General features: G+C 62.4%; 13 protein-coding genes. 7 read left to right on the forward strand and 6 right to left on the reverse strand.

All coding sequences use genetic code 11. The features are described from left to right. The first annotated feature begins 13 nt into the window (after positions 1 to 13). The 7 genes from ACRARG_RS07970 (at position 14) to ACRARG_RS08000 (ending at position 7356) form a co-directional block, all read left to right on the forward strand. Positions 14 to 1594, forward strand: coding sequence for an ABC transporter substrate-binding protein (locus tag ACRARG_RS07970; RefSeq protein ID WP_432689458.1), 1581 nt, complete (start codon positions 14 to 16; stop codon positions 1592 to 1594). Positions 1595 to 1666: 72 nt separating this feature from the next. After that, positions 1667 to 2611: an ABC transporter permease gene (locus ACRARG_RS07975; RefSeq protein WP_432689459.1), complete on the forward strand. Its 945-nt coding sequence runs from the start codon at positions 1667 to 1669 to the stop codon at positions 2609 to 2611. Further along, a complete protein-coding gene (locus ACRARG_RS07980) occupies positions 2608 to 3471 on the forward strand; it encodes an ABC transporter permease (RefSeq protein ID WP_432689460.1) in 864 nt (287 codons plus the stop codon). Before ACRARG_RS07975 ends, ACRARG_RS07980 begins: the two co-directional genes overlap by 4 nt. Continuing rightward, on the forward strand, positions 3471 to 5138 hold the full coding sequence (locus tag ACRARG_RS07985; RefSeq protein WP_432689461.1) for a dipeptide ABC transporter ATP-binding protein: 1668 nt from the start codon (positions 3471 to 3473) through the stop codon (positions 5136 to 5138). Before ACRARG_RS07980 ends, ACRARG_RS07985 begins: the two co-directional genes overlap by 1 nt. Next, positions 5135 to 6019 carry a carbon-nitrogen hydrolase family protein gene (locus ACRARG_RS07990; RefSeq protein WP_432689462.1) on the forward strand — a complete coding sequence of 295 codons (885 nt, stop codon included), beginning with the start codon at positions 5135 to 5137 and terminating at the stop codon, positions 6017 to 6019. The genes ACRARG_RS07985 and ACRARG_RS07990 overlap by 4 nt, the downstream gene beginning before the upstream one ends. Further along, positions 6009 to 6554 (forward strand): carboxymuconolactone decarboxylase family protein, encoded by a 546-nt coding sequence (locus tag ACRARG_RS07995; RefSeq protein ID WP_432689464.1) that lies wholly within the window; start codon positions 6009 to 6011, stop codon positions 6552 to 6554. Before ACRARG_RS07990 ends, ACRARG_RS07995 begins: the two co-directional genes overlap by 11 nt. A 103-nt stretch (positions 6555 to 6657) precedes the next feature. Then, positions 6658 to 7356 (forward strand): GntR family transcriptional regulator, encoded by a 699-nt coding sequence (locus ACRARG_RS08000; protein WP_432689465.1) that lies wholly within the window; start codon positions 6658 to 6660, stop codon positions 7354 to 7356. Between the two features lie 3 nt (positions 7357 to 7359). Here ACRARG_RS08000 and ACRARG_RS08005 read toward each other — a convergent pair whose 3' ends face one another. The 6 genes from ACRARG_RS08005 to ACRARG_RS08030 all read right to left on the reverse strand — a co-directional run bounded on the left by ACRARG_RS08005 (position 7360) and on the right by ACRARG_RS08030 (position 13533). Then, positions 7360 to 7806, reverse strand: a complete 447-nt coding sequence (locus ACRARG_RS08005; RefSeq protein ID WP_432689467.1) for a type II 3-dehydroquinate dehydratase — start codon at positions 7804 to 7806, stop codon at positions 7360 to 7362. Positions 7807 to 7822: 16 nt separating this feature from the next. Continuing rightward, a complete protein-coding gene (locus ACRARG_RS08010) occupies positions 7823 to 9118 on the reverse strand; it encodes a TRAP transporter large permease (protein ID WP_432689468.1) in 1296 nt (431 codons plus the stop codon). Further along, complete coding sequence (locus tag ACRARG_RS08015) at positions 9115 to 9588, reverse strand: TRAP transporter small permease (protein WP_432689470.1); 474 nt, start codon at positions 9586 to 9588, stop codon at positions 9115 to 9117. Before ACRARG_RS08015 ends, ACRARG_RS08010 begins: the two co-directional genes overlap by 4 nt. Positions 9589 to 9704: 116 nt before the next feature. Continuing rightward, positions 9705 to 10697 (reverse strand): TRAP transporter substrate-binding protein DctP, encoded by a 993-nt coding sequence (dctP, locus tag ACRARG_RS08020; RefSeq protein ID WP_432689471.1) that lies wholly within the window; start codon positions 10695 to 10697, stop codon positions 9705 to 9707. Positions 10698 to 10777: 80 nt separating this feature from the next. Then, on the reverse strand, positions 10778 to 12667 hold the full coding sequence (locus ACRARG_RS08025) for a bifunctional sugar phosphate isomerase/epimerase/4-hydroxyphenylpyruvate dioxygenase family protein (RefSeq protein ID WP_432689472.1): 1890 nt from the start codon (positions 12665 to 12667) through the stop codon (positions 10778 to 10780). Next, complete coding sequence (locus tag ACRARG_RS08030; RefSeq protein WP_432689473.1) at positions 12664 to 13533, reverse strand: shikimate dehydrogenase; 870 nt, start codon at positions 13531 to 13533, stop codon at positions 12664 to 12666. Before ACRARG_RS08030 ends, ACRARG_RS08025 begins: the two co-directional genes overlap by 4 nt. Between the last annotated feature and the right edge of the window lie 54 nt (positions 13534 to 13587).

Raw genomic sequence — 13587 nt, forward strand, 5'->3', positions numbered from 1 at the left:
AAGGAGACAGCATATGTTTTTCAACTTTAAAACCTTAGGGGCCGCGGCCCTGCTGGCCGGATCGGTCGCCGCATTGCCGGCCTGGGCAGAAACCACCCTGACGGCAGTGATGCAGGCTCCGCTGAGGTCGCTGGACCCGCATCTGAGCACGGCACAGATTGTCAGAACCCATGGCTTCATGGTCTTTGAGACCCTGCTCGGCATGGACGAAAACTATCAGCCGCAGCCGCAGATGGCCGATTTCACCGTGTCCGATGACATGCTGACCTATACGCTGACACTGCGCGACGGGCTGATGTGGCATGATGGAACGCCGGTCACCGCCGAAGACTGCGTGGCCTCCCTCAATCGCTGGTCGCAGCGTGACGGCTCTGCCATGACCATGATGAAATATGTCGACAGCATCGAGGCCACCTCCGACAGCGAGCTGGTCATCAAGATGAAATCGCCGTTCTCCCCGGTGCTGGAACTGCTTGCGAAACCCTCGCCGATCCCGGCCTTCATGATGCCAAAACGGCTGGCAGATACGCCGGTCGGCGAACAGATCCCCGAGATCATAGGCTCCGGCCCCTTCAAATTTGTGGCCGATGAATATCGCCCGGGCGATCAGGCCGTATATGTCAAAAATGCTGACTACATTCCCCGCGAAGAGCCCGCCAGCTGGACCGCCGGCGCCAAAATTGTGAATGTCGACAAGGTCGTGTGGCAGGCCATGCCGGACATGCAGACCTCGATCAACGCGATCCAGTCCGGCGACGTGGACCTGATTGAACAGGTCACGATCGATCTGCTGCCATTGCTCGACATGAACGAAGATGTCGAAACCGGAATCCTGAACCCGCTCGGCGCTCAGGTGACGGGACGGTTCAATCACCGCCTGCCCCCCTTCGACGACCCGCAGGTCCGCAAGGCGGTGATGTATGCGCTGGATCAGGAAACCATCATGCAGACAGCCATCGGCAATCCTGATTTTTATCAGCTCTGCCCGTCCATCTACGGCTGCGAAGTGCCGCTCGCCTCTGACGTGGGTGCCGAATACCTGGAAGGCAGCGCAGAGGACCGTATGGCCAAGGCCAAGGAGATGCTGGCGGCGTCCGGCTACGACGGCACGCCGGTTCTGATGATGCAGCCCACCGATCTGACGGTCCTGACCACCCAGCCCATCGTCGCAGCGGACCGCATGCGCGAGGCAGGATTTACGGTCGAGGTCGCCTCGATGGACTGGTCGACGCTACAGTCGCGCAAGAACGGCTGGCAACCTGTCAGCGAGGGCGGCTGGAACTTCTTCTTTACCTACTGGGGTGTGGCCGGGATCTGGAACCCGCTTGTGCATTCCCTGATCAACGGGTCGGGCGACGACAACACCTGGGCCGGCTGGCCGGTCAACGCTCGTATGGAAGAACTGCGCGCAGCCTATCTGACGGCCGGCACCATGGCCGAGCAAAAGGCCATCGCCGAGGAAATACAGCAGATCGCCTGGGACGACTCGTTTTACTTCAACGCCGGAGAGTTCAAATCGGTTGCCGCCTGGCGGACCGATCTCAAGGACATCCAGTCGGGTCCGATCACCCTGTTCTGGGGCGTCAGCAAATAACCCTGCGCCTCTATCGGGGCGGCCGGTTTTTGGCCGCCCTTTCCTGCCTGCTACCCATATCGGAAGAGAGCATTGCTCACCTATTTCCTGAAACGGCTTTTGATGGCCATTCCCGTGATGTTCTTTGTCGCGGTGTTTGTTTTCCTGCTGCTGCGGCTGACGCCCGGCGATCCGGCACAGGCGATCGCGGGTGATCAGGCCTCGCTTGACCAGCTTGAGGCGATCCGTGAAAGCCTTGGCCTGAACAAACCGCTTTCCGTCCAGTTCGTGACCTGGATCGGTCAGATGGCGCAGGGCGATTTCGGACGCTCCCTGATCTCGGACCGTCCGGTGCTGGAGATGATAGGCCAGCGGCTGGGGCCGACCGTGGCGCTCGCTCTTGTGGCAATGGCGCTGACCCTCCTCGTCGCGCTGCCCATGGGGGTGCTGGCGGCATGGCGCCACGGTGGGCTGACCGACCGGAGTGTCATGATGATGTCTGTCATCGGGTTCTCCGTGCCGATCTTCGTCATCGGATATGTCCTGATCGGCATCTTTGCCGTCCATCTGCGCTGGTTCCCGGTGCAGGGCTACAAGCCGCCGGCAGAGGGGCTCTGGCCCTTTGCTCACCGCATTTTCCTGCCCGGTCTGGCACTGGCGTCCATTTATATCGCCCTGATCTCCCGTATGACCCGGGCCTCCATGCTGGAGGTCCTCAGGGAAGACTACGTCAGGACCGCCCGCGCCAAAGGGCTGCCCGAGGCGACCGTGCTGTTCCGGCATGCCCTGCGCAATGCGGCGATCCCGATCCTGACCGTCGTGGGCACCGGGTTTGCCATGATGATCTCGGGCGTCGTCGTGACCGAAACCGTGTTCAACATTCCCGGCCTCGGACGGCTTGTTGTCGACGCCGTTCTGGCCCGGGACTACCCGCTGATCCAGGCGATCATTCTACTGACCGCAGGCACCTATGTGCTGATCAACCTTGCCATTGACCTGTCCTACGCGCTGACCGACCCGAGGATCCGCTACCAATGACCGCTCCGCAACATAACCGCGACGTGCCCCGTTGGCGCCTGACGGGCTCTCCCCCGCATTGGACGACGCTGCTGGCACTGCTCACCCTGATTGCGATTGTCGCGCTTGCACTTTTTGCCCCGCAGCTGGCCAATTTCGAGCCGACGCAGCTCAATGCCATGATGCGCCTGAAACCTGCGGATGATGTGTATTGGATGGGCACGGACAGCTTTGGCCGCGATCTCTATTCCCGGACCGTCTACGGCGCGCGGGTTTCGCTGATGGTGGGCGCAGGCGTCACGGCTGGCGCCCTTCTGATCGGTCTGCCGCTGGGTCTGCTGGCGGGCTGGTTCCGCGGGCTGGATGCCGTGCTGATGCGCGCCATGGACGGGCTCATGGCAATCCCCGGCATTCTGCTGGCCATTGCCATTGTCGCATTGACCAAGGCAGGGCTGATGACCGTAATCATTGCGATTATGCTGCCCGAAATCCCCCAGGTCGTCCGGCTTGTCCGGTCGCGCGTCCTGGCGACCCGGTCCGAACCTTATGTCGAGGCCGCGATGCTGCTGGGCACCGGCCCGCTCACGATCATCTGGCGCCACCTCCTGCCCTCCACGATTGCACCGCTGATCGTGCAGGGAACCTATATCTACGCCTCGGCCATCCTGACGGAAGCCGCCCTGTCCTTTCTGGGCGTCGGGATCGGGACCGAAACCCCGACATGGGGAAACATCATGGCCGAGGGGCGTCTGTATTTCGCGCTGAACCCCTGGCTCGTCTACTGGCCCGCCATCGTCCTGTCGGCCTGTATTCTGTCGATCAACCTGCTGGGAGACGCGCTGCGCGACTGGCTTGACCCCAAGATGAAAGGACGTGCCTGATGACCCCGACAGCCGCCCGCCCGCCTGTCCTGTCTGTCCGCGGCCTGAACGTGTCGACGACGGGGCGCCAACCGAATGCCATCCTGAAGGATATCTCTTTCGACATTGCCCCGGGCGAGACACTTTGCCTGGTTGGCGAAAGCGGGTCGGGCAAATCCGTCACCTCGCTTGTGGCGATGGATCTGCTGCCCAAAGGCGAGCTTGGCGTCACCTCCGGGACTGTCGAACTGCACGGCGAAGACATTATTGCCGCGGCCCCGAGCCGGACCAAAGCCCTGCGTGGCGCCCAGATGGCAATGATCTTTCAGGAGCCGATGACCGCGCTGAACCCGGTTCTGACCATCGGCCTGCAGATGGACGAAATTTACCGGACCCACACCCGCATGCGCGCCGGCGACCGCAGGGCGGCGGCTCTGGCTGCCTTTGAAAGCGTCAACCTGCCTGATCCGCCCCGCATCTACGACAGCTTCCCGCACCAGATCTCGGGCGGGCAGCGCCAGCGCGTCATGATCGCCATGGCGCTGGCCCTCAAACCCGGCCTGCTGATCGCGGACGAACCGACAACCGCACTGGATGTGACCACCCAGAAGCAGATACTCGATCTCATCCGCAAACTGCAGGAAGAGCAGAACACGGCCGTTCTCTTCATCACCCATGACATGGGGGTTGTCGTCGACATCGCCGATCGCGTCTGTGTCATGCGGAACGGGGAGGTGATCGAAACCGGCCCGGTGGACCAGGTTCTTGCGCAGCCTCGCGCGCAATACACCCGTGACCTGCTGGCCGCCGTTCCGTCGCTGACCCCCCGGACAGCCCGCCAGCAGACGAAAAAGGACCCGGTTCTGGAATTGGTCGACCTGTCCAAGACATTTGCGTTCCGGCCGCTGGTTGACCGCATCCTGCGACGCCCGGGTCATCGCGTCATGGCCGTGAGGGAGGCCAGCTTTACCCTGAACCGGGGCCGCACCCTCGGGATCGTGGGGGAAAGCGGGTCGGGCAAATCCACCCTCGCGCGTTGTGTCGTAAAGCTCGAAGACCCCTCTGGCGGCGCGATCCTGATCAACGGAAAGGATGTCGCACCGCTGCAGGGGCAGGCCTCTCTGGAAGAGGCACGGCGCGCCGTTCAGATGATTTTTCAGGACCCGAACAGATCGCTGAACCCACGGCTCAGGATCGGGCAGAGCCTGATCGAAGGTGCCCTGAACGCCGGCGAAAGCCGTGCCCGCGCCCTGGCCCGGGCAGCTGATCTGCTGGAGGTCGTCCGCCTGCCCCGCGATGCCCTGGCGCGCTATCCGCACCAGTTTTCCGGCGGGCAGCGCCAGCGTATCGCAATAGCGCGGGCGCTGATGATGTCCCCCGATGTGATCGTCGCGGACGAGGCCGTATCGGCGCTGGACGTCTCGGTACAGGCGCAGGTCCTCGGTCTGCTGGCAGAGGTTCAGGCGAAACGGAACCTGGCCCTGCTGTTCATCACGCATGACCTGAGAGTAGCTGCACAGATTTGCGACGATGTGCTTGTCATGCAGCACGGCACGGTTGTGGAATACGGCCCCGCGGCCCGGGTTCTGTCTCATCCGGAAAGCGATTACACTCGGGCCCTGCTGGAGGCGGCCCCGGGACGCAGCTGGGACTTTGCCACCGGCCGCCGGATGACGGAGCCCGCATGATATCCGCGCACCTTGTTCAGTTTGACGCCACGCCGCTTGACCCGGAGCGCAATTTCCGACGCATGCGCGACTATATTCGCAACCAGTCCGCACGGGGAGCGGATCTGATCATCTTCCCCGAATTGTCGAACACCGGATATGTCGAGCCGCTGTATCCCGGTGGCCCGATCCACGCCGCTGTCCCCCACTACGGTGCCGCATTGGCCGCCGCCTGCGCCGATCCGGGCGGAGAGGACATCGCATCCCTGGCGGCCCTCGCGACCGAACTTCAGGTCACGATCATCGCCGGGCTGGGCCTGCGCGATACCCGGCTCGCCGGTGTCATATACAATGTGTCCATGCTGTTTCGTCCTGACGGGACCACGGGAACCTACATCAAAACGCACCAGTGGCAGAACGAGAAATTGTACTTCTCCCCCGGCACGGAGCTGCCGGTTTTTCCGGCCCTTGGCACAACTCTCGGCATGCAGATCTGCTACGATATCCGCTTTCCGGAGGTCACGCGCGCCCTGGCACTGCAGGGCGCACAGATCATAACATCGGTCTGGGCGTCCTTTGGTCCTGATGCGGCGCCTGTGTCAGATCCCGACCTGTTCGTGCATCGTGCCTATACCCGGGCGGTTGAAAATGGCGTGGTCTTTCTGTCCTGCAACCGGGCCGGTCTGCAGGGCGACCAACGGTTTTTCGGCAGATCCTGCGCCATGGGTCCGGACGGCAGCATGCTCGGCCGGATCGATCACGATGAGGAAACCGTTCTTGAGGTAGAGATCGACCTTGCCACGATTTCGCAGTACCGAAGTGCCACCGGGCTGTGGGCAGACCGCAGACCGTCGCTTTATGCGCCCTACTTCGCTGCCGGAAAGGCCCAAGATGACCGATAGCCCCTGCCCGCCGATTGCCGATGCGGATTGGCCCGACGAAATTTCCGACATGCTGGACGGGTTCGCAGGGCAGCTGAACGTGTACCGCACCATGGCGCATCACCCCGCCCTTTTGCGGGCCTGGGCGCCACTGCGCCAGCATGTCGTCAAACAATCGGCCCTGGGCCCGATCCGGTCCGAAGTTGTGATCCTGCGGACCGCCGCGCGGCTGGGATCGCGCTACGAATGGGACCAGCATGTCAGCCGGGCGCGCAAACTGGGCATGTCCGACGCCCGGATCGCTGCGATCCGCGACACGCCAGAGGGCGAAGATGCGCTGATCGTGCAGGCGGTCGATGCTCTGATAGACGCGCGGCAGCTATCCCCCGAGGCCGAGGCCCGGCTGGCCGATGCCATCGGCCGTCACGCCGTCATCGATCTGATTGCCACCGTCGGGTTCTATTCGGTTCTGGGCTACCTTTTGATGACCTACCGGACGCCGCTGGACGACGATATCGCGCAGGAACTTTACCGCGCCCCGTTCACGCCGGACTGACCGGCACCATCCGCCGGTTTCAGACAGCTGACCACCGCGGCGATATGGACACTTCCCGGGCGGGCGCGGATACTTGGCCGAATTCAGATGCGGGCAGATGTGAATGACGGCCAAGGCTCAGACGCTCCGGTTCGAGACGGAACCGAAGGAAGGCGAAACGATCGGCGAGGTCGCGCACCGCCGTATCCGTCTTCACATCGTGAACGGCCGACTGAAGCCCGGCGAAAAGCTCAAGCTCGACCGCATGCGCGACACCTATCAGGCCAGTGTCACCGCCATGCGGGAGATCCTGAACCGGCTCGCCGTCGAAGAGCTGGTGACAGCCGAGGGGCAGCGCGGCTTTCGCGTGGCCGAGGCCAGCGCCTCTGAATTGCGCGATCTGGCAGAGCTGCGGATACTGTTGGAAACGGATGCGCTGCGACAGTCGATCGCGCAGGGCGATCTGGACTGGGAAGCCTCTGTCGTCGCCGCGCATTACAAACTGTCCGCGATCGAAACGCTTCTGATCAACAAGGCCGAGGATGCGGTCGAACAGTGGGTCGCCGCGGACTGGGGGTTTCACTACGCAACCATCGCCGCCTGCCGCCGGCCGGTCTTTGCCCGCACGCATGCCTCCGTCTTTGACCGATTTGCGCGCTACCACATGCTCGCACTCAATTTCCGGGGCAAACCGGCCGCGCAGGAGCATGCCGACCTGCGGGATCTTGTTGTCGGTCGCCAGGCTGATGCCGCAGTCGACCTGCTGACCCGGCATATCCGCAGCGGGGTCGAACATATCCTGTCATCTGGCGACTTCCAGTGACCCTCAGCCTTTGGCGCGCGCCCATTCCGCCAGCTTCCGGAGCGCGAATTCATACCCCCGGATGCCGAACCCCTCGATCTTGGCCGAGGCGGCCTTGGACGGGTAGCTGAGGTGCCGGAACTCTTCGCGCCGGAACAGGGGCGAGATATGGACCTCGATGATCGGCCGGTCGTAGATCAGCAGCGCATCGAGGATCGCGATGGAGGTCGAGGTGAACCCGGCCGGGTTCAGGATCAGCCCCGCCGTCCTCCCCCGGCCCTGCTTGATCCAGCCCATGATCTCGGCCTCGCTGTCGCTTTGCAGGAAGGTGATGGCGACACCCTCCTCCTCTGCTGCTTTCAGACAAAGCGCCTCAACATCGGCAAGCGTATCATAGCCATAGACTTCGGGTTGCCGGGTCCCCAGCATGTCCAGGTTCGGACCGTTGATGATCAGGATGGTATCAGTCATTTAAAGCTCCGCAGGGTCATCCGCCGTAGCCGTAGAGCCGTGGCAGCCACAGCACGAGGTTCGGCATGAAAGTGATGATGGCCAGCCCGGCGACCATGATCGCCAGGAACGGCAACAGGTGGCGGATCGTATCGCGGATCGGCGCGCGGGTGATCGAGGTGACCACAAAAAGCAACAGCCCATAGGGGGGCGTGGCCAGCCCGATCATCGTGTTCACGACCACGATCACACCGAAATGCACCGGGTCCACCCCGAGCGCGACAGCGGTTGGCAGGAAAATCGGAACGATCACCAGCAGAATTGCATTCGCTTCGAGCAGGCACCCCAAGACCAGCAGCATGACATTGACCATCAGCAGAAAGCTGACCTGCGTCAGTTCGGTTTCGCCCAGGGCACCCCGGATCACATTGGGCACCTGTTCAATGGTGACGACATAGTTGAACGCCAGCGCCCCCGCGATCAGAAACCCGACGGCGGCGGTGGACTTTGCGCTCTGCCGGACCGTTTCATATGCCATTTTGAGCGTGACGGAGCGGTAGAACACCGTCGACACGAGAAAGGCATACAGCGCGGCCAGGGCGGCGGCTTCCGTCGGCGTTGTGACGCCGCCGTAAATCCCGACCAGCAGGATCACCGGCATCAGCAGCGCGGGCACGGCGCGCAGCGTGATGCGGGGCAGTTCGCGCAGCGGCACCGGCTCTTCCACAGGATAATCATGGAGCCGCGCCTGCCAGGCGTTCATCGCCATGAGCAGCACGCCCAGGATCAGCCCGGGCACGACACCGCCAAGGAACAGGAACCCGATAGAGGTATCGGAGACCAGCGCAAACAAAACCATCGGGATAGATGGCGGAATGATTGGCCCTATGATCGCCGAGGCGGCGGTGATCGCGCCCGCATAGGCACCGGGATATTTGCCGTCCTTGGTCATCAGGTTGATGATGATCCGCCCCATGCCGACAGCATCCGCGATCGCCGATCCGGACATGCCAGAGAAGATCAGCGAAGAGACCACGTTCACATGGCCCAGCCCGCCGCGAAACCGGCCGACCAAAGCGCGACAGAAATCCAGCAATTTGTCCGACAGCGACCCGACATTCATCAGATCAGCCGCAAAGATGAACAGCGGTATCGCCAGCAGAACGTAGGACCCATAGAGCCCCGTCAGCATCTGCTCAAAGGCGATGGACATATCCTGCCCCTGCAGCATCAGGTAAAATACCGATGACGCCAGCATGGCATGGCCAATCGGCAGACCGATCAGGGCAGAGGCGATAATAAGGGCGACGGTGGCCCCGAATTCCCAGCTCATTGCGAGACATCCTCGCGCCCGGAGCTGATATCCGTCAGGCTCCCGCTCTTCTGTCGGGCGGCCGCCTGCCAGAAGATCCACATGTATCGCAGGATCGACACGACCGAAAAGATCAGCGCCACGGAATAGACCCAGTTGAACCGGATATCGAGATAGGAGGTCTTCTGGATCTTCATAAAGGTCACGAAGTCCCACAGCGCAGGCAGAGACCAAGCGTAGATGCCGACAAGGAACATCGAAAATATGATCCGGAACCAGCGCCGCGTCCCGGCCGAGACACCGCCATAGACAATATCGAACCGGATTTCGTCATGTTCCGTGACCGACACCGATTGCCCCCAGAGCAGGATCCAGAGCCAAGCGATGACGCAAACCTCGACCGTCCAGCCGACCGGGCTGCCCATGACGTAACGCATAAAGACCTGGATGATAAAACAGACGAACATCGCGGCCAGCAACAGGGCGGGCACGGCATCTGCTATCCCGCGAAGGATGCGAAGCGGTCTGGCTGAATTGGCATTCATATCCGTATTCCAAGGCGCCGAGCCTGACTGGCAGACAGGCTCGGCCCATTTTCTTGGTGTGATTACTCGGCAAGCGCGTTGATGCGCCCGATCATGCCCTCGGGCCAGCTCGCAGCAAACTCGGATTCGAGGTACTTCTTCTGAGCGTAGTCACGGAACGCGATGCGGTCAGGCTCGTACACCTTGAGCCCCTCATCCTTGAAGAACTGCACAAGTTCGACTTCCCGGTCGAGGTGACGCTGGGTCGATTTCTCGATTGCGGCATCGACGGCGGATTGCAGAACCTCTTTCTGTTCGTCCGTGAACCCGTCCCAGAGCTTTTTGGAGATCGTAAGAACGTCAAAGCCGATCAGATGTCCGGTCAGAACGATCTGGCTCGTCACCTCGTAGAACTTCATGTTGTAATCGTTCGGCAGAGGGTTGTCCTGACCGTCGATGGCCCCCGTCTGCAGCGCCGTGTAGACCTCTGCATAGGCGAGCGGTGTCGGGTTGGCGCCGATGGCCTCTCCCAGGAACTGCCAGGCATCTCCGCCGGGCATCCGCATGGTGATACCGTTCAGATCCTCCGGTTTCATCACCTCGGTCTCCGGTGCCAGGTTCACCTGACGCGTCCCGAAATAGACCGGGGCGAGGATGTGCAGGCCGGCATCGGCGGCCATCGCATTCAGTTCCGCGCCGACATCACTGTCAAACGTTGCGTCCAGATGGGCTGCATCACTGAAAAGATACGCCGATGTGACGATCGACCAGGCGGGGATCTGTTCCGCAATCGACTGCGGCGAGATCAGGCCCATTTCCAGATTGCCGCGCTGGATGGAGGTCATCTCGGACCCCTGGGCGACAAGTGTGGCGCCGTTGAAGACCTGCATGTCGAACGTGTCAGATACGGCTTCGGCAATCTCGGCGAAGGCCTCGGCGCGAATATCGTTGTCGGATACGACCGAAGACAGCCGCAGGGTCGGCTTGTCCTGTGCGAAGGCCCCGCCCGTCAGGGCAAGGGCTGTTGTGGCGGCAAGAGACGCGGCAAGTGCAGCGCGGCGGGTCAGATGTGTCATTGGTTTCCTCCCTTTGACGTGGTGTGTCATCTCATAGGTTATGTACTACAAAACTGTTTTTGTCGTACATTATTTCGAATTTAAACTTCCGGTATCCCCTTCGGTTTCTGCAGGCGTTTCTGGGCGGCGATGCGGAACGGTGCATTCGGTGCCCCATAGCCGGCATACTGTCCCCGCCGCTCCACGATTTCGAAAAACAGCTGTCCGGCGAACGGGCGGGAATAGAGCTGAAAGAACTCTCCGTCATCGCCGGCATCATACAGGATGTTCTCCTGCCGCATGCGGGCAAGGAACTCCGGCTCCAGATCGAAGCGCGCGGCAAGATCGTCGAAATAATTCGGCGACAGCGGCAGCGCCTCGAAACCAAGGCTCCTAAGAGCATCGGCCGTCGCAAATATATCGTCGGTTGCCAGCGCCACATGCTGTACGGAGCCGCCGAACCCCTTGGCCAGAAACGACCCGGCCAGTGTCCGGTGCGTTTCCGCGCCATTCAGCGTGATGCGGAACGCGCCCGAAGGCGTCGCGATGGCGCGGCTTCTGACCAGACCGTCCGGGTCGATCACATCGACCATGGGCGCCTTGGCCATATCGAAAAGCGTCGTGTAAAACAGCGACCAGGACAGCATTTCGTCATAGGTCATCGTCTGCGCGATATGGTCGATCCGGGTCAGGCCGACGCGGCTGGCGATCTCTGACGCGGCATCCGGCAGGAACTCCTTGTCCCAGACCTCCGACAGCGCGCCGTCGTCGATAAAATGCATGACGCTGCCACCCAGCCCGCGAATGGCCGGGATCGGCATCTCACCCGGCCCAAGCGGCTGAGAAAACGGCTTGGCGCCCAGGGCTGTCGCTCGTTCCACAGTTGCGGATGCCGATGTGACGGACAGGCCCAGGTCGCAGACCGTCGTGCCCCGCGCATTCCAGGCCGTGGCCGCATGCCCCTCTGTCTCGGCATTGAGGATGATGCGGATATCCCCCTGCTGCCAGAGCGTGACGGCCTTTGACAGATGCCGTTTACTCCGGCTGAACCCAAGTTGTCCTAGCAGCGTCTCCAGCGCGGCAAGCTCTGCGCCGCGGGCCGCAAATTCGACAAAAGCCGTGTCCCGAACCGCAACCGGAGCAGGCAGCGGCGCGAGGTCGGGCACCAGCTGCGGCTCAACGCGCTGGACCTCGTCCATTAGCCCTATCAGAGACCGGAACCCGTCCTTGGCAATGGTGGCAGGTGACCCGCCACGGAACTGATCGTTGAAAATCTCCAGGCTGATTGGCCCGGCATATCCCGTGGCCATGACCGCCCGCATGAAGTCGGTCACGCGCAGGTCGCCCTCGCCCGGCATGTTCCGGAAATGACGCGACCAGTACAGCAGGTCCATGTCGATAGCCGGCGCATCGGCCAGTTGAACAAAGAAAATGCGGTCTCCGGGAATTCGCCGGATCGTATCCGGATCGATCCCCCGCCCCAGCGTATGAAAACTGTCGAGGATGAGCCCGACATTGTCATGATCGGCGCGCCGCACGATTTCCCAGGCATCGCGGTGATCGTTGACATGCCGGCCCCAGGCCAGCGCCTCATACCCGACCCGCAGGCCACGCTGTGCCGCGCGCGCGCCCAGCTCCGCAAAATCGGCCGCGGCCCTGTCGATCCCGCCAAGCGCGGCCGGATGAACGGACGAACATACCAGAACCAGATCGCACCCAAGCTCCTGCATGACGTCGAACTTGCGCTCGGCCCGGTCGAACGCCTTCGACCTGAGCGGTTCGGGCAGTCCTTCGAAGTCACGGAACGGCTGGAACAGCATCACGTCCAGCCCTGCCGCACGAATTCTGTCCCCGACCGCGCGCGGGCTCCGGATATCCGCGATGAAATCCTGTTCGAAGATCTCGATCCCGTCGAAGCCGGCCGCAGCGATGGCGTCGATCTTTTCTTCGAGATTCCCCGAAATGGAGACGGTGGCGATCCCGGTTCTCATCGCACCTCCCCATACCGCCGGAAGGTATCGCGCATCTGGTCCATATCGGCGGCGGCCCCGGTGAACAGCCAGAACGCACGCACGGCCTGCAAAACGGCCATGCCTTCGCCGCCGAGGGCCCGGCAACCGCAGGCTCTGGCCGCGCGCAGGAATTCGGTTTCTAGTGGAAAATATATGATGTCGGCCACCCAGTGCCGTGGCTCAAGCAGGCCCGTATCCAGCGGCACTCCCGGCAGTTTGCTCATCCCGACCGGGCTGGCATTCACGATCCCCTGGACGGACCCGACGATCGCGGCGGGATCGCTGACAGCCTCCGCCTGCGGGCCAACCTGCTGCGCCAGCGCTGACGCCGCGATGTCGCGGATATCCGCGATCCGGATTCGCCCGACCCCGAGGTCGGCCAGAGCATGCGCCACCGCCCCGCCTGCGCCGCCGGCACCAATCAGAAGCACATCCCCAAGCGCCACATCGGGCAAACCGGCCCTGAGGCTTTCGCGAAACCCCCAGTAATCCGTATTGTGCCCGTATCTCTGACCGTCTCTGAAGACGACGGTATTGACGGCGCCGACGCGCCGTGCCGCATCCGAGAGGTGGTGAAGGAGCGGCATGACCTCCTGTTTGTAGGGGAATGTCACGTTCAGCCCCGCGAAACCTTCGGCTTCAGCGCGCGTCAGGATCTCCGCCAGGTCGCCCTCTGTGCCCGCATCCGTATCCAGCAGATCATAGCGGCACTGCAGCCCGTGGCGCGCGGCCTCGGCCTCGTGCATGGCCGGCGTCCGGGACAGCTGGATCCCCCGCCCAACCAGCCCGAGCAGCAACGGGCCGGACCGCACCGGTGACCTGTTTTCACGTTCGTCTGGCAACATTGACCGCAGCGCCTCCCCCTTTCGGTCTGATCGCCAAAATGTTCCACTAAGTAC

Source organism: Pseudooceanicola profundi, assembly GCF_050897955.1.
In the GTDB taxonomy this organism is placed as follows: Bacteria; Pseudomonadota; Alphaproteobacteria; order Rhodobacterales; family Rhodobacteraceae; genus Pseudooceanicola.

Coding starts and splice junctions, on each gene's coding strand:
- ACRARG_RS08005 (WP_432689467.1), bottom strand. CDS start 7,806: ATGACTGATACCATCCTGATCATCAACGGTCCGAACCTGGACATGCTG.
- ACRARG_RS08000 (WP_432689465.1), top strand. CDS start 6,658: ATGACGGCCAAGGCTCAGACGCTCCGGTTCGAGACGGAACCGAAGGAA.
- ACRARG_RS08010 (WP_432689468.1), bottom strand. CDS start 9,118: ATGAGCTGGGAATTCGGGGCCACCGTCGCCCTTATTATCGCCTCTGCC.
- dctP (WP_432689471.1), bottom strand. CDS start 10,697: ATGACACATCTGACCCGCCGCGCTGCACTTGCCGCGTCTCTTGCCGCC.
- ACRARG_RS07985 (WP_432689461.1), top strand. CDS start 3,471: ATGACCCCGACAGCCGCCCGCCCGCCTGTCCTGTCTGTCCGCGGCCTG.
- ACRARG_RS08030 (WP_432689473.1), bottom strand. CDS start 13,533: ATGTTGCCAGACGAACGTGAAAACAGGTCACCGGTGCGGTCCGGCCCG.
- ACRARG_RS08025 (WP_432689472.1), bottom strand. CDS start 12,667: ATGAGAACCGGGATCGCCACCGTCTCCATTTCGGGGAATCTCGAAGAA.
- ACRARG_RS07970 (WP_432689458.1), top strand. CDS start 14: ATGTTTTTCAACTTTAAAACCTTAGGGGCCGCGGCCCTGCTGGCCGGA.
- ACRARG_RS07990 (WP_432689462.1), top strand. CDS start 5,135: ATGATATCCGCGCACCTTGTTCAGTTTGACGCCACGCCGCTTGACCCG.
- ACRARG_RS07980 (WP_432689460.1), top strand. CDS start 2,608: ATGACCGCTCCGCAACATAACCGCGACGTGCCCCGTTGGCGCCTGACG.
- ACRARG_RS07995 (WP_432689464.1), top strand. CDS start 6,009: ATGACCGATAGCCCCTGCCCGCCGATTGCCGATGCGGATTGGCCCGAC.